Origin of the sequence: Demequina sp. NBRC 110057 (assembly GCF_002090175.1) — a bacterium.
Taxonomy (GTDB): Bacteria; Actinomycetota; Actinomycetes; order Actinomycetales; family Demequinaceae; genus Demequina.
In genome coordinates this window covers 23,270-38,162 of the sequence record NZ_BBRN01000004.1, presented here as the reverse complement: position 1 = coordinate 38,162, position 14,893 = coordinate 23,270, and the positions used below count along the sequence as shown (strand labels likewise).

17 protein-coding genes are annotated in these 14,893 nt (G+C 68.9%); 1 reads left to right on the top strand and 16 read right to left on the bottom strand.

The genetic code is table 11. The annotated features are described in order from the left end of the window. Positions 1 to 114: 114 nt before the first annotated feature. From B7K26_RS04980 to B7K26_RS04970, 3 genes are read right to left on the bottom strand one after another with little or no spacing between them, the layout of a single operon-like run. Positions 115 to 762, bottom strand: coding sequence for an NADPH-dependent F420 reductase (locus B7K26_RS04980; protein WP_084077662.1), 648 nt, complete (start codon positions 760 to 762; stop codon positions 115 to 117). Between the two features lie 51 nt (positions 763 to 813). After that, positions 814 to 1,812, bottom strand: coding sequence for an HNH endonuclease signature motif containing protein (locus B7K26_RS04975; RefSeq protein ID WP_143340500.1), 999 nt, complete (start codon positions 1,810 to 1,812; stop codon positions 814 to 816). A 48-nt stretch (positions 1,813 to 1,860) separates the two neighbouring features. Then, entirely contained in the window at positions 1,861 to 2,073 is a 213-nt protein-coding gene (locus tag B7K26_RS04970; RefSeq protein WP_084077659.1) for a hypothetical protein, read from the bottom strand. A gap of 77 nt (positions 2,074 to 2,150) precedes the next feature. Between B7K26_RS04970 and B7K26_RS04965 the strand changes: the two genes are divergently transcribed. Then, complete coding sequence (locus tag B7K26_RS04965; protein ID WP_159449613.1) at positions 2,151 to 2,714, top strand: dihydrofolate reductase family protein; 564 nt, start codon at positions 2,151 to 2,153, stop codon at positions 2,712 to 2,714. On the opposite strand, the gene B7K26_RS04960 is transcribed toward B7K26_RS04965, so the two are convergent. From B7K26_RS04960 to ilvN, 13 genes are all read right to left on the bottom strand, one after another. Next, positions 2,699 to 3,601: a CPBP family intramembrane glutamic endopeptidase gene (locus B7K26_RS04960; RefSeq protein ID WP_159449612.1), complete on the bottom strand. Its 903-nt coding sequence runs from the start codon at positions 3,599 to 3,601 to the stop codon at positions 2,699 to 2,701. The two genes, B7K26_RS04965 and B7K26_RS04960, sit on opposite strands and share 16 nt — an antisense overlap. A gap of 64 nt (positions 3,602 to 3,665) precedes the next feature. Continuing rightward, complete coding sequence (locus B7K26_RS04955; protein WP_084077654.1) at positions 3,666 to 4,607, bottom strand: alpha/beta fold hydrolase; 942 nt, start codon at positions 4,605 to 4,607, stop codon at positions 3,666 to 3,668. A 9-nt stretch (positions 4,608 to 4,616) separates the two neighbouring features. Continuing rightward, on the bottom strand, positions 4,617 to 5,060 hold the full coding sequence (locus B7K26_RS04950; protein ID WP_234998707.1) for a YbhB/YbcL family Raf kinase inhibitor-like protein: 444 nt from the start codon (positions 5,058 to 5,060) through the stop codon (positions 4,617 to 4,619). 124 nt (positions 5,061 to 5,184) lie between these two features. Beyond that, positions 5,185 to 5,970 (bottom strand): amino acid ABC transporter ATP-binding protein, encoded by a 786-nt coding sequence (locus tag B7K26_RS04945; RefSeq protein ID WP_084077651.1) that lies wholly within the window; start codon positions 5,968 to 5,970, stop codon positions 5,185 to 5,187. Beyond that, on the bottom strand, positions 5,951 to 6,622 hold the full coding sequence (locus tag B7K26_RS04940) for an amino acid ABC transporter permease (protein ID WP_200810987.1): 672 nt from the start codon (positions 6,620 to 6,622) through the stop codon (positions 5,951 to 5,953). Before B7K26_RS04940 ends, B7K26_RS04945 begins: the two co-directional genes overlap by 20 nt. Then, positions 6,622 to 7,455, bottom strand: a complete 834-nt coding sequence (locus B7K26_RS04935) for an amino acid ABC transporter substrate-binding protein (RefSeq protein WP_084077649.1) — start codon at positions 7,453 to 7,455, stop codon at positions 6,622 to 6,624. The genes B7K26_RS04940 and B7K26_RS04935 overlap by 1 nt, the downstream gene beginning before the upstream one ends. 363 nt (positions 7,456 to 7,818) lie before the next feature. Continuing rightward, positions 7,819 to 8,637 (bottom strand): SDR family NAD(P)-dependent oxidoreductase, encoded by an 819-nt coding sequence (locus B7K26_RS04930; protein ID WP_084077647.1) that lies wholly within the window; start codon positions 8,635 to 8,637, stop codon positions 7,819 to 7,821. A 22-nt stretch (positions 8,638 to 8,659) separates the two neighbouring features. Then, entirely contained in the window at positions 8,660 to 10,456 is a 1,797-nt protein-coding gene (locus B7K26_RS04925) for a long-chain fatty acid--CoA ligase (protein WP_084077645.1), read from the bottom strand. 85 nt (positions 10,457 to 10,541) lie between these two features. Beyond that, the gene (locus B7K26_RS04920) at positions 10,542 to 10,904 is read right to left on the bottom strand and encodes a DUF2568 domain-containing protein (protein WP_159449611.1); all 363 of its coding nucleotides are present in this window, start codon (positions 10,902 to 10,904) and stop codon (positions 10,542 to 10,544) included. A 64-nt stretch (positions 10,905 to 10,968) separates the two neighbouring features. Continuing rightward, positions 10,969 to 12,075, bottom strand: a complete 1,107-nt coding sequence (locus tag B7K26_RS04915) for a branched-chain amino acid aminotransferase (protein ID WP_084077642.1) — start codon at positions 12,073 to 12,075, stop codon at positions 10,969 to 10,971. Between the two features lie 152 nt (positions 12,076 to 12,227). Next, the gene (locus B7K26_RS04910; protein ID WP_084077640.1) at positions 12,228 to 13,271 is read right to left on the bottom strand and encodes a 3-isopropylmalate dehydrogenase; all 1,044 of its coding nucleotides are present in this window, start codon (positions 13,269 to 13,271) and stop codon (positions 12,228 to 12,230) included. Continuing rightward, positions 13,268 to 14,296 carry a ketol-acid reductoisomerase gene (gene ilvC, locus B7K26_RS04905; RefSeq protein WP_084077638.1) on the bottom strand — a complete coding sequence of 343 codons (1,029 nt, stop codon included), beginning with the start codon at positions 14,294 to 14,296 and terminating at the stop codon, positions 13,268 to 13,270. The genes B7K26_RS04910 and ilvC overlap by 4 nt, the downstream gene beginning before the upstream one ends. A gap of 77 nt (positions 14,297 to 14,373) precedes the next feature. After that, entirely contained in the window at positions 14,374 to 14,892 is a 519-nt protein-coding gene (gene ilvN, locus B7K26_RS04900) for an acetolactate synthase small subunit (RefSeq protein WP_084077636.1), read from the bottom strand. Position 14,893: the final 1 nt, after the last annotated feature.

The window sequence follows — 14,893 nt, the reverse complement described above, 5'->3', positions numbered from 1 at the left end:
TACTCGCGGGATACGGCGCCAACCGGGGGCGTTAACGGTTCCTTGACGGGGTGTGCGGAAACGCTGACGGGCCCCTGACGCCGGGTGCGTCAGGGGCCCGTGGTTGGCGTTTCGCTACTGCTGGACGACCCGTTCGGTCGCGGCGGCGATCTCGCGGACCTGTGCCGCCGTCATCGGCTTGCCGTACCCAGGCGTGTCGCGCTCGAGCCGCCAGCTCTCGGCGAGCCCGCCCAGGTCCACCGCGTCGTAGCCGACGCTGTCGAGGAACGCTGCCGCGACCCGCTTCGCGTCGGGGTCTTCTCCGAAGATTCCGAGCGCGCGGCGGTCCGCGGTGCCCGCGGGCGTCGCGTCGGCCGGGATATCCCTCGCGTTGATGTGGTTGAACGCCTTCACCACGTGGGACTGAGGAAGGTGTCGCTGGAGGAGGCCGCTGGTGGTCTCGAGGTTCTCGTCGAGCGCTGCGATACGCCCGTCGCGTCCCGGGTAGTAGTTGTTGGCGTCGAGGACGACCTTTCCGGCGAGGGGCGCGGTGGGGAGCGTGTCGATCGCCGCGAGGGGAATCGCGACGAGGACCAGGTCGCCAGCGGTGGCCGCGTCCTCGATCGTGGCGGCACGAGCGTGATCCCCGAGTTCGCCGACGAGGTCCGTCAGCGTCTCCGGACCGCGCGAGTTGGCGATCACCACGTCATGCCCTGCAGCGAGGGCCGCCTTCGCGACGTTCGAACCGATGTTGCCTGCGCCGATGATCCCAAGAGTTGTCATGGTGGGAGCAACGTGGCGAGAGCGCGCTGGTATTCCTGGGAGCCGCACGCCTCACGAGTCGGACATGGCGGGAGTGACGCGATGCTCGTTCCAATGTCGCGCAAGCCAGTCGACCTGGTCGTCACGGACATCGATCGAGAGCGGTGCGTCATGAAGCCGGGCGTACTGGGGATAGCGCTCTAACTCGGGCGACACGTCGGCCACGAGCCGCCCAGGGTCCACCGCGATGAGGCCGTCATCAAACAGTCGGTGAATGTCGCGTCGCAGCATCATCCCGCCGTGCGCGTGGTGCTCGCCGAGGCGCGCATAAGAGTAGAGGTGACCGGCTTCGAGCGCGCGACGCGGCGCAGGGCCCGTAAAGGCGCAGGTTTCGCCCTGCAACGCGAGGATGTGCTCCCGGAACTTTGTTTGGCCACGTCGCACCCGCACCACAGAGTGAACGAAACCCTGGGTGAAGTCGACCGCCGTCCCAGCGTGCGCCAACGGCACCATGCTCGTCTCGCGCGCGTCGATGCGTGCGAGTGCCCTTTGCGCGTGGCGATCACCCAAGGCCAAGCGCAACTTGGCCCCATCGAGCGGACGCATCGCATTGAAATCGCCCCGATGCACCGCGAGCGCCTTGACGAGTGCCGTGTCGACCACGCCGTCGAGGCTGGTCCACGCGGCGTCGTAACGCGCGACATATTGGTCGACCGCGACCACGTCGATCGAGGGGTCGTTGAACTCGGCGTGACAACCGTCCTTCATGCAGCGGTAGCGCGGAGTGGCTGACTTGCGCACAGCGATCCGAGTAGTGCCACACGCCGGGCAACGGTTGAGGACCTTCGTGCCTCGCGAGACGTCGATCTGTTCGACCACAGAGACACCGAGCACCCGCTCCTTGTCCCAGAGCACGACCACGTCACCCGGCGAGATCTTCTTCGCATTAGGAACATTGCTGTCCCACGAGTAATACGCGTCGACTTGGTCGTCGTATCCCGCGTTTCCTCCGTGGCCGCGATTGTCACCAGCGGCCATCAATAGCCAGGTCGACCCCGCGATGTCTGACACATCGAGCAGCTTGCCACACTGAACTCGACATGGCGCGAAGCATGGACCTTAATGCGGCGCGTCGGCCCCTGCATCCTCCACATCGGGGCCGTGGCGCTTCGATTTCTCGCGCCGTTCGCGCACCACCTGCCTGACGGCATTGCCTGCGGCAAGCGCCGCGACCGCGACAAGCAGCCACTCGCCCATCCAGGCCGCCACCAGCCCGAGGCCGCCCGCGACGACGGCAAGCGTGATCCTGATGTCTACCGGTTCGAATTCCACGCACACCTCCCGCGATGCAGGTCCGGCGCCAGCCTCTCACAGAGCGCCACCGACGCGCCGGACGTACCCTGCGAAGCATGGGACGTCTCATCGTCGAACAGCACGTCACCGCCGACGGGTTCGCGGCAGGGCCGGGCGGCGAACTCGATTGGGTGGATGGCTCGGTGTCCGAGCCGGGCCCGATGGTGGAGCAGGCACTCGGCGAGCTGGAACACACCGACGCGATCCTGCTCGGCGCCACGACGTACCGGATGTTCATCGCCTACTGGCCCACCGCATCGGCCGATCCCTTGGCGGAGCCCATCAACCACCTCCCCAAACACATCGTCTCCTCGACTCTGCCCGAGGCGCCGTGGGGCGACCACTCCCCCGCAACGGTCGAGCCCGGCGACCCCATCGCCACCGCGGACCGTCTCAAGGAGAGCTACGGCCGCGACATCATCCTGTGGGGAAGCCTCCAACTCGCGAGCACGCTCATGGAGGCCGGCCGCGTCGACGAGGTGAGGCTTCGCGTGACGCCGGTGGCCATCGGCCAGGGGATTCCGCTGTGGGATCTCGACTTCACGCGGCGACGCCTCAACCTCGTGTCGGCCACTCCCCTCGAGACCGGCCAGGTGACGCTGGTTTACGACGTCGTCTGAGCGCGCTCCGGGTCGGGCTCGGGCAGGCCGTACGCCTCACGCCCCACGCGCCCGTCGATCAGAAACAGCATCGTGATGCCGATCACGACCGCCATGAGGGTGAAGATGACCGTAAGAGCCGCTCCCACCGCGCCCTCTCCCGGCAGGAGGTCCACCCCTTGCGCCACGACCGCCAGCGAGGCGAAGTCGATGGCGGCGTGCAGGACCATCGGCCACACGAGCCGCCCCGTCAGCACGAGGACCACGTGGAAGAGCACGCCGCAGGCAAACGCGAAAACGAGTTGAAAGACGATGCCGATGCCGTTGATCGGGCTGAGCCCTTCGAGCCCCACCCAGTTGCCAACGTGCACGAGCGCAAAGATCGCTGAGGCGCCCAGCGCGACATCGCGCTCTCGATCGCCTCCGCGGCGCAGCAGTTGCGTGACGACACCTCGGAAGGCGAGTTCCTCGGAGAAACCCACACATGCCACGAAGACCGCGAGAAGGCCGATGGTGCCCAGCGAGATCGACCCATAGTCGACGATCACCAGACGTACGGCCAGCAACGCCACGATGAGGCCCAGGCCGATCCACAGGCCGCGGCGACGGAACCGCACGGGCTGCGGCCCGAAGATCTCCCGCGTCCATCCCAGGGAGCGCACGAGCAGGAGCGTGACGATTCCCGCGATCGCCGGAGGAAGAATTCCGCCGACAGCCATGGTCCAGAACCCGCCGAGTGTGGCATCGGCCTCCGCCTCGACACCGGTGAGAACCGGCAGCAGCCATCCCATGCCGAAGGTGACGACCACAAAGATCCCTGCCGCGGCGAGCGCGCGCCAGAGCCCGCCGACTTCCCAAAAACCGCGCCACCCGCGCCGGTTACCTCGCGCCTGGTCGACGTGCGTCATCGCATTCCCCCTTCCGGCAGGCATCGTCGCCGCCGGTGCGCCCACCGTAGCGCGGGGTGCGACGTCAGGCGACCACCACCGGCACGGTGGCCCACCAGCGCTCGAGGAGGCGTGCGTGCTCGTCGGGAGCATCGATCCACGGCATGTGGCCCTCGCCCGGGCGGACGCAGACCGTGCTCGACGGCACACCGGAAGCCCAGTCACGCACGCGCTGTTCCGACGCGAAGGGGTCGCGATCGCCGATGATCCACAGCAGTGGCATCCCCACGGCGGCGAGGTCATCGGCGCCGACCGCCCAGCCTCGACGCAGCCCGCGCCAGGATGCGACCGCGCGCATGAGGGCGAGGTCGTTGGCGTACGTCGGAGTGTCCCGTGCCAGGGCGACGCGCCACGCGAAATCCTCGTCGCCCAGGGCGCCACGCTTCAGCGCCGGCCCATGGCCGATGATGCGCAGCAACCTGCGTATTTCGCGCTCTCCCAAGGGGAAGCGCCCGACGACGCTCGCCACGGGGGCCACGGTCGCGGCACGCATGTGCCAGGGCAGCCGCATGCCGCGCACGGCAGGGGCGCCTTCGAGGGTCACCGACCGCACGAGGTCCGGCCGGGTGGCCGCCAGCAACAGCACGGGCATCGCCCCGGCGGAGCTTCCGACGAGGTCCACCGGCCCGTCCGCGAGCGCCGAGACGGTAGCGGCGAGAAAGCCCGAGGCGGCGGCCCGCAGCGCCGTCGCGCCGCGGCCCCAGTCCACGGGATCGCTGCCGCCGCAGCCCGGGCGGTCCACCACGAGCGCGCGGACGCCGCGCGTCTGCTCGATGAGAGGCGCGAACATCCCTCCCGCGGACGGGGTGCCGTGAACGAACACGACGTCGCGGCCCGCACCATGCTCCAGCACCCGTACCGCACCAGTCCCGACGGGGACCCGATGCTCGCGCGGCTCGATGCCGCGGGCGGCCCACATCGCGCGTTCAGCCGCGTCGTAGCGACCCTGGTCTCGCACCCTGGCCATGGGGCGCGCCTACGCCGAGTAGGTCCCGGTTAGGCGCGCCTGCTCGATGACCGCATCGGCGCTGTGGTGGAGGAACCCCGACCGTGTGGGCTCGCCGTCGACGGGCTCGCTCAGCGCGTAGACCCAGAAGTAGTAGCGATGATCGCCGTGGCCTGCGGGAGGGAAGGGACCCACATAGCCCGCTCCCCCGTCATCGTTCGGTCCCGGCCTGGCGGCCGTCACGTCGATCTCGCCCTCGACGGCCGGGATCCCGTACAGGGTCCAGTGGGTGAATCCCGCGGGCAGCGGAGCGTCGGGATCGTGGCAGATCAGTGCGAGCTCGACCGTGCCCTCGGGGATCCCGGAGACCACCATGCGCGGCGTCACGGAGCCCTCCTGGCCGGCGAAGCGGTCGTCGATCCGCTCTCCGTCGGCGATGTCGGGGCTGGCCAGGGACAGATCCTTCACCTGCATCGTCACTCCTTCGGTTGCCTTGGGTGGGCAACGTCTGGCGTGCGGAGAGGATTCCACCGCGAGGGTCCACTGGGGCGCGTCGCGGCACGAAAACGCGCCGCGAGCGCCCACAGGGACGCACGGGCTACATCGGGTGCGTCAGCCGCCTCACGAACTGGCGCGTGCGCTCCTCGCGAGGCTCGCCGAGCACCTGCGCGGGCGGGCCGACCTCCAGCACACTTCCCGCATCGAGGAATGCCACCTGCGTGGCAACCTCGCGCGCGAACTGCAGCTCATGCGTCACGACCACCATGGTCCACCCCTCCGCGGCGAGGTCGCGCATGAGCAGCAGCACGTCCCCCACGAGTTCGGGGTCCAGGGCCGAGGTGGGCTCGTCGAAGAGCAGCAGCGCGGGCTTCAGGGCGAGCGCACGGACGATTCCCACGCGCTGCTGCTGTCCGCCGGACAACTGGTGCGGGTAGGCGTCGGCCTTGTCGGCCAGGCCCACGCGCTTCAGGAGCGAGTAGGCCTCGCGCTCGGCCTCCTCGCGCGGCCGCTTCTGAACGACGATGGGCCCCTCGGTGACGTTCTGCAGGACGGTCCGATGCGGGAAGAGGTGGTAGTGCTGGAACACCATCGCTGACTTGTCGCGCAGCGCGGCGCGCTGGCGGTCAGCGGCCGACGGCTTCGCCGCCGCGAGGGCACCGAAGTCCACGGCGACGTCACCCGCGGTGATGACCCCGGCATCGGGCGTCTCGAGGCCGTTGAGGCTGCGCAGCAGCGTGGTCTTGCCGGAGCCGGAGGCGCCGATGATCGCGACCACCTCGCCGCGCGCGACCTCGAGGTCGACGGCGCGCAGCACCTGGTGATCGCCGAATGCCTTGGAGACGGCGGACACCGACAGCAGGGACTTAGCGGGCGACGGCGACATGGCGGTCGAGCCTCCTCTCGAGGGCGCTCTGGCCCGTGGACAGCGCGAGGCAGATGACCCAGTAGATCAGGCCCGCCTCGACGTACAACAGCATGAACTCCTGGGTGAAGGCCGCGATCTCCTGCGCCTTGCGGAACATTTCGCCCACCAGGATCAGCGAGGTGAGCGACGTGTCCTTCACCAGCGAGATGAAGGTGTTGGACAGCGGGGGCACCGCGACCCGCGCGGCCTGCGGCAGGATCACCCTGCGCAGCGCCGTGCGGCGCGGCATCCCCACCATGTAGGCGGCCTCCCACTGGCCCTTGTCCACCGACAGGACAGCCGCACGCACCACCTCAGCCGCGTAGCCGCCCACGTTGAGCGACAGCGCGATGACGGCCGAGGGCCACGGATCGATGGTGATCCCCAGCGACGGCAGCCCGTAGAACACCACGAACAGCTGCACCAACAGCGGGGTGCCACGGATCACGGAGATGTACAGGCGCGCCACGCCGGCGAGCAGGCGGTTGCGGGACAGGCGGGCCAGCGCTGCCGCGATCGCCAGCACCATGCCGATCGCGAACGAGAGGATCGCGAGCGGGATGGTGACGGCGACCGCGGCGGCCGCGAGCGGTCCCGCCGAGTCCCAGAACAGGGGCCAGTCGATACTCATCAGGCGGCGGGCTCCACCGAGACGTCGTCACCGAAGAACTCGCCGGAGATCTCGGCGAGCGTACCGTTCTCGGACAGCGTCGCGAGGGCGTCAGAGATCGCGTCCGCGAGGGCCTGGTCGCCACCGGCGAGGGCCACGGCGCTGCGCGAGAAGTCGTCCGTCTCCGCGGCGACCTTCAGGCCGTTCTCGCCGTGGGTGGTGACGTAGTCGAGCCACGTGAGCTTGTCGTTGATGGTGGCCTCGACGCGACCCTGCTGGAGCAGCTCGACGGACTGCGCCCAGCCCTCGACGGCCTCGATGTTCGCGCCGGCGTCCTTGGCCTGCTGGCCGAACGCGGAGGTGAGCGACTGGGCGAGCGTGCGGCCCTCAAGGTCGTCGAAGGAGGCGATGTCGGTGTTGTCGGCCGTCGTCACGAGCACGCCGTTCGAGTAGGTGTAGGGCGTCGAGAACGTGTAGGTGCCCTCGCGCTCGGGGGTGATGCCCACCTGGTTGAAGACCGCGTCGAAGCGGCCCGCCTCGAGTCCGGTGAGCAGCGCGTCCCACTGGGTCTCCTCGAACTGAACCTCGACGCCCAGCTGGTCGGCGACGGCGCGAGCCACCTCGACGTCGTAGCCGGTGAGGTCGCCAGAGCCGTCGGCGTGGAAGGTGAAGGGGCGGTAGGTGCCCTCGGTGCCGACGACGATCACGCCGGCGTCCTGGACGTCGGTCAGCGAGGTGTCGGTGGCCGCGGCGGCGGACGAGTCGCTGGTCGCCTCGTCGGCGTCGGTGGAGCACGCGGCGAGCACCAGCGAGGAGGCGACGAGGGTGACGGGCAGGGCGAGACGGAGGTTCATGAATCTTCCTTCATTGGTGGTGACGGTGGGCCGGCGCGGATGGCGACGGCCGCGCCGGACGCACGCCGATGCGTGCGGTGACGTGATGTCAGGGGGGGGATGGCGACAAGCCAGGGTCGCGCGGGGCGACGGGGTGGCCGATGCGGCTCAGAGCCGGGCGGCCGGGCTCAGGTGACGGGGTGGCGGGTAGCCGTGTGTCCGGTCAGCAGGAGCGCATCATGACGCCGCGACAACACGGCATGCACATCGCGCGGAGCGCGGGCATGGACAGCGTGCTGTGGGTGGGGGCGTTCATGTGGCGATTCAACCACGGATCCCGGGTGGAAAATTCCACCCGTCGCATCCTGCCTGGTAGGCAGGCCCCTAGTGGTCGAGAAGGTCCTCGGAACGTTCCCAGAGTTCGGCCGCGACGGTCGCGTCTCCGACCATCGGGTTGACCTTCGTGGCGACCTTGCGGTCGACGTAATACCTGCCCGGCTCGAAGGTCGCACCGGGGGTCCCGCCGGCGAGCCAGATGAGCTGATCGGCGCCCTGGGCGGGGGTCCGCATCAGGATTCGCTTGAGGGGCCCGTGGTAGAAGAAGTGGGTCGCGCCGCGGGCCTCGGAGGCGAAGTTGGTGCCGACGAGACCGGGGTGGAAGGAGACCGCGGCAAGCGTGTCCCCGTGGCGGCGCTGGAGCTCTTCGGTGAAGAGGATGTTGGCGAGCTTGGCATTGCCGTAGGCCCGCATGGCCGAGTAGCCGTCCTCGCTCTGGAGGTCGCCAAGGTCGAGGTCGGCATAAAGCCGCGCCGCCATGCTCGACGTCTGGATGACTGTCGCCTGCGCGGCCTCCAGTGCGGGCAGGAGCTCGCGCGTCAGCAGGAACGGCGCGAGGTGGTTGATCTGGAAGGTCTTCTCGAAGCCGTCGACCGTGACCGACCGCTCCCCCATGACGCCGCCGGCGTTATTCGCGAGCACGTCGATACGCGGGTGGCGCTCCACCAGGGTGGCGGCAAGGGAGCGCACCTGGGCCAGGTCGGCGAAGTCGGCGACGTGGTACTCCGCACCGGTCTCCTGGGCCACGCGCGCGGTCTTGTCCGCATCGCGCCCCACGATCACGACGCGGTGCTTGCGGCGGGTCAGTTCTCGCGCGGCGGCGGCGCCGATGCCGTCGCTGGCTCCGGTGATGACGATCGTCTTCATAGTGGTGTGAACGTCCGAGGGCTCAGGCGCGCTTCTTCTTCGCGTAAATCGACTCGACGACATCGGAGAAGTGCTCCATCACGACGGCTCGGCGAATCTTGAGCGACGCCGTGACCTCCTCGCGAGCCTCGGTGAACTCGCGCGGGAGGATACGGAACTCCTTGATCGCCTCGGCCTTGGAGACCTGCTCGTTCGCGGAGGCGATGGCGCGGCCGATGAGCTCGCGCACCTTCTCGTTGACCGATGCGGTCTCGAGGTCCATCTCCGGCAGGTCGTGAGCGGCGAGCCACGCGGGAAGCAGCACGGGGTCGAGCGTCACCATGGCGGATACGAAGTGGCGTCCGTCGCCCACCACCACGGAGTCCTGGATGGCCGGGTGGGAGCGCAGGAAGTCCTCGAGCACCGCGGGCTGGATGTTCTTGCCAGAGGACAGCACTAGGAGTTCCTTCTTGCGGCCCGTGATGACGATGTTGCCGTCCACCACCTCACCCAGGTCACCCGTGGCGAACCAGCCGTCGTGCATAACCTGCGCCGTCGCATCGGCCGCATTCCAGTACCCGGAGAACAGGCCGATGCCCTTGGCGAGGATCTCGCCGTCGTCATCCACCTTGATGGCACAGCCGGCGATGGGACGCCCCACCGTGCCCATGACCTGGCCAGTCTCGGGCGTGCCGATCACTGCGGCGGTGGTCTCGGTGAGTCCGTAGCCCTGCATGACGGTGAGGCCGAGGCCGCGGAAGTAGTGGCCGATGTTTGCCGTGAGCTTGGCGCCGCCGGCGAGGACGTACTCGAGGTTGCCGCCCAGCAGCGCGCGGATCTTCGACAGCACCAGGCGGTCGGCGATGGCGTAGCGCGCCTTGAGGCCCGCGGAGGGGCCGCCAGTCTCCTGGGCACGGGACATCTCGCGCGCCACCTTTGCCGACCAGCGGAACAGCACCTTCTTGATGCCGTGCATCGAGGTGTCGGCGCGGTTGTAGATGGTCTCGAAGACGCGCGGCACCAGGGGCATCCAGGTGGGCTTGAACTGCGCAAGGTCGTCCACGAGGGTGCGGTGGTTGGGCGTGAAGCCGATGACGGAGCCCGAGTACAGCGCGAGCACCATCGCGAGGCGCGCGAACACGTGCGCGAGCGGCAGGAACAGCAGGACGCGCGTCTCACCAGCAACGAAGCCGCCGAAGTCAGGGTCGAGCTGGATGTTCGCCGAGTGCTCCACGAGGTTGCGGTGCGTGAGCATGGCGCCCTTGGGGCGTCCCGTGGTGCCCGAGGTGTAGATGATCGACGCGAGGTCGTCCAGGCGCACGTCCTCCGTGCGGGAGTCGAGGTCGGCGTCGGTGACGGCGGCGCCCGAGGCGGCGATCTCGTCGAGACCCGCGGCACTCAGCGCGATCAGCGTGGGGGCGTCCTCGAGGTCGGCGAGCATATCGCGATTGGCGTCGGTCTCGACGCCTACCACCGTGACGCCGGCGTCGTCGAGGATCCACTCGCACTGCGAGGCCGACGACGAGGGGTAGATCGGGACGGTGACACCACCCGCGGTCAGGATCGCGAAGTCCAGCACCGACCACTCGAGGCTGGTGTCGCCCATGATGCCCACGCGGTCCCCGACGGACACGCCCGAGGCGACGAGGCCCTTGGCGACGGCGCGGACCTGATCGTGAAACTCGCCCAGGGACACGGGGCGCCAGGCACCCTCGGAATCCTTCACCTCGGCGAAGGCCCCGACGGGGTTCGCGGTCGCGCGTGCGCGGAGCATCGCGGCGAGGTGGAAGCGGTCGTCGACGGTCGCGAGACCGGGGGCGATCATCTCGTTCTGAGCCATGCTTCAGCCTAACCTACGCATACGTAAGTTACGCCGACGTAGGTCCTACCAGAGGATGATTCTGCGCCGATTCTGAGGCTCGCGCCTACCGGCCGCGCCGGGCCTCCAATTCATCCCAGTCCGGGCCGCTCCCCCGTGCCGCCATGACGGTCCCTCCGACGGCAAGCAGCGCCTGGAGACCCGCCAGCGCGGGAACGCCCACGGCCCAGTAGGCCGCCGCTCCCGTGAGCAACAGGAGGAGTCGGACGGAGATCTGGACCGGCCGCGGCGGAGGCAGCACTGCCTTGGGCGCGAGGAACACGCTCCACACGACCATGACGACCACGGGAAGGCCGACGCCCACCGCCCACGATGCCGCCCCGTCGAACGCGAGCAGGCCCCACCAGGCAAGGCCCACGAGCATCCCCAGCTCGGCGAGGAACACCAGGGCGCCGCCAGCCATCTTCATGGACACAGCGTGCCATGCGCGCGAAGGCGACCACCACATCGGCCGCCGCCAAGGGGCGCGCGGACTACTTGACCCGGCGCATCCAGCCGTAAACGTCCTCGGCGCGGCCGTACTGGATGTCGGTGAGGCGGCGGCGAATGTCCATCGTGACGGTGCCGGCCTCCCCGTCACCCACGGTGACGTCGAAGTCGGGCGACGCGAGACGGCCCACGGGGGTGACCACGGCGGCGGTGCCGCACGCGAAGATCTCCGTGATGTCGCCGGACTCGATGCCGGTGCGCACCTCATCGAGCGTGATGTCCTTCTCGATGACCTTGCGGCCGTCGTCCTCGAGCAGCTGGTTCACGGAGTAGCGCGTGATGCCCTCAAGGATGGTGCCGGTCAGGCGCGGCGTCTCGACGGTGCCGTCGCGGCGCACCACATAGACGTTCATGCCGCCGAGCTCCTCGAGGTAGCGGTCGTCCTTCGCGTCGAGGAACAGCACCTGCTGGCAGCCGTTGGCGTACGCCTGCTGCTGCGGGAGGAGGCTCGCGGCGTAGTTGCCGCCGCACTTGGCGTCGCCGGTGCCGCCGGGGCCCGCGCGGTGGAAGCCCTGCGCGACCCAGATCGACACGGGCTTCACGCCGCCCGAGAAGTACGCGCCCACGGGCGAGGCGATCACCAGGAAGTCGACGGTCGCGGCGGGCCGCACGCCCAGGAACGCCTCGGAGGCAAACATGAAGGGGCGCAGGTAGAGGCTGGACTCCTCGACGCCGGGAACCCACTCGTGGTCCGTCTCGATGAGCGCCTCGATGGCGCCGATGAAGTCCTCGACGGCGAGGTCGGGAAGCGCCAGCCGGTAGGCGGACTTGCGGAAGCGCTCCGCGTTCGCCTCGGGGCGGAACAGGTGGATGGAGCCGTCGGCCCAGCGGTAGGCCTTGAGGCCCTCGAAGATCTCCTGCGCGTAGTGGAGCACCGCCGCCGCGGGGTCCATCTGCAGCGGTCCGTAGGCCTCGACGCGGCGGTCGTGCCACTGGCCGTCGCGGAACTGCATGCGGGCCATGTGGTCGGTGAACTGGACGCCGAACGCCAGGTCCTTCAGCGCGCCAGCGCGCGCCTCGGGAGTGAGCGCGTGCGCGTTGGGGCGTACCTCGAAGGCTCCCGCGGTGGACGGTGCGGCGGTGTCGGTCACGTCAGAGCCTTTCTGGTGTCTCCTGGCGGGACATGAGTGTCACTTTCTGCGCGGAAGTGACACTCATGTCCCGCCAGCGTGGATCAGGGGTGGTGCGGATGGCCGATGCTGTGGCCGGCTACGGGAGTCGGCCACAGCATCGGCCCGAAATTCTATCCGCGAATGCGGGCGGCGAGGGCGTCTCCGACCTCGGCCGTGTTGCGCTTGGCGTCGCCCTTCGCGGCGGCGTCAGCCGCTACCGCGGCCTCTACCTTCGCGGCGAGCTCGGGGTAGCCCAGGAAGTCGAGCATGAGCGCGACCGACAGGACCGTGGCCGACGGGTCGGCAATCCCCTGCCCCGCGATGTCAGGGGCCGAGCCGTGAACGGGCTCGAACATCGACGGCGCGGTCTTGTCAGGGTTGACGTTGCCCGAGGCGGCAAGGCCGATGCCCCCGGAGATCGCGGCGGCTTGGTCGGTGAGGATGTCACCGAACAGGTTGTCCGTCACGATGACGTCGAAGCGACCGGGGTTGGTGGTCATGACGATCGTCGCGGCGTCGATGTGCAGGTAGTCCCAGGTGACGTCGGGGAACTCCGGCGCCACCTCCTCGACCGTGCGGCGCCACAGGTGACCGGCGTGCACCAGCACGTTGTGCTTGTGCACCAGGGTCAGCTGCTTGCGGTCACGCTTCGAGGCGACCTCGAACGCGTAGCGGACCACGCGCTCCACGCCGTGACGCGTGTTCACCGAGACCTCGGTGGCGATCTCGTGCGGGGTGTTCACCCGCAGCGCGCCGCCGTTGCCCACATAGGGACCCTCGGTGCCCTCGCGGACCACCACGAAGTCGACCTCGGTGACGTCGCGCAGCGGCGATACCTCGCCCGGGTACAGGCGGCTGGGACGCAGGTTGACGTACTGGTCGAGCGCAAAGCGCAGCGGCAGCAGCACGCCGCGCTCGAGCACACCCGACGGCACACTGGGGTCGCCGATGGCGCCCAGCAGGATCACGTCGTGCTCGCGGATCGCCTCGAGGTCGCCGTCGGTGAGGGTCTCACCGGTGGCGTGCCAGCGCTGCGCACCCAGGTTGAAGTCGGTCGTCTCGAAGGCGATATCGGTGCCCTCGGTCGCGGCGGCGAGGCACTTGAGGCCTTCCGCGACAACCTCGGGGCCGATGCCGTCGCCCGGAACGAGCGCCAGCTTGTAGGTCGCGGTCATCGGGCGGTCTGACCGTCCACGTAGTCCGCGTCCACGTCGTCCTTCCAGGCGAACAGCTTGCGCAGCTCGCGGCCGGTCTCCTCGATGGGGTGACCCTCGCCCTTGGCGCGCAGCTCCTTGAACTCGGCGCCGCCGTTGTCCTGGTCGTCGATGAAGCGCTTGGCAAACGCACCGGACTGGATGTCGGCGAGCACGGCCTTCATGTTCTCCTTCACCTCCGGGGTGATAACGCGCGGGCCCGAGACGTAGTCGCCGTACTCGGCGGTGTCGGACACCGACCAGCGCTGCTTGGTGATGCCGCCCTCCCACATGAGGTCGACGATGAGCTTGAGCTCGTGGAGCACCTCGAAGTAGGCGATCTCGGGCTGGTAGCCGGCCTCGGTGAGGGTCTCGAAGCCGTACTGGACCAGCTGCGACGTGCCACCGCACAGGACGGCCTGCTCGCCGAACAGGTCGGTCTCGGTCTCCTCGGTGAAGGTGGTCTTGATGACGCCGGCGCGGGTGCCGCCGATGCCCTTCGCGTACGACTTGGCGACGTCCCAGGCCTGGCCGGAGGCGTCACGCTCGACGGCGATGATGTCCGGGATGCCGCGGCCCGCGACGTACTCGCGGCGCACGGTGTGGCCGGGGGCCTTGGGGGCGATGAGGATGACGTCCACGCCCTCGGGGGCGTCGATGTAGCCGAAGCGGATGTTGAAACCGTGCGCGAACGCGAGGGTCTTGCCCTCGGTCAGGTGGGGCTTGATCTCGTCGTTGTAGATGGTGCGCTGGTGCTGGTCCGGCGCGAGGATCATGATGAGGTCCGCCCACTGCGCGGCGTCGGCGACGGAGTTGACGGTGAAGCCGTCGTTCTCGGCCTTCTCGACGGACTTGGAGCCCTCGCGCAGCGCGACGCGCACCTCGACACCCGAGTCGCGCAGGTTCTGCGCGTGGGCGTGACCCTGCGAGCCGTAGCCGACAATCGCGACCTTCTTGCCCTGGATGAGCTCAAGGTTGGCATCGTCGTCGTAGAACATCTCAGCCATGCTGGACTTACTCCTTCAGTAGGGAATTCTTGCGTGGGGTACGAAAGCCGGCCGAGGCATCGGCCGCCTGAAATGAGTTATGCGGACACGCGCTCGAAGGCGCGCTCGGTGATCGAGCGGGGACCACGGCCGATGGCCACGGTGCCCGACTGGACGATCTCGCGGATGTCGTGGGGCTTGAGCGCCGCAAGCAGCGCCTGAAGCTTGTCGGGGGCTCCGACGGCCTCGATGACGAGCGAGTCGGGGCTGACGTCGACCACGTGGGCGCGGAAGAGGTCGACGATCTGCAGCACGTCGGCACGCTGGCGGGCATCGGCCCTGACCTTCACCAGGATGAGGTCTCGCTGGACGGACTTGTCGCGCTCGAGCTCCACGATCTTGAGCACGTGCACCAGCTTGTTGAGCTGCTTGGTGACCTGCTCGAGCGGGAGCTCGTCGACGTCGACGACCACCGTGATCCTGGAGATCTCGGGGTACTCCGTCTGGCCCACGGCGAGCGAGTGAATGTTGAAGGCGCGGCGGCTGAACAGGCCGGAGACGCGCGCGAGCACGCCAGGCTTGTTCTCGACGAGCACCGAGAGGGTGTGAGTGGTCATC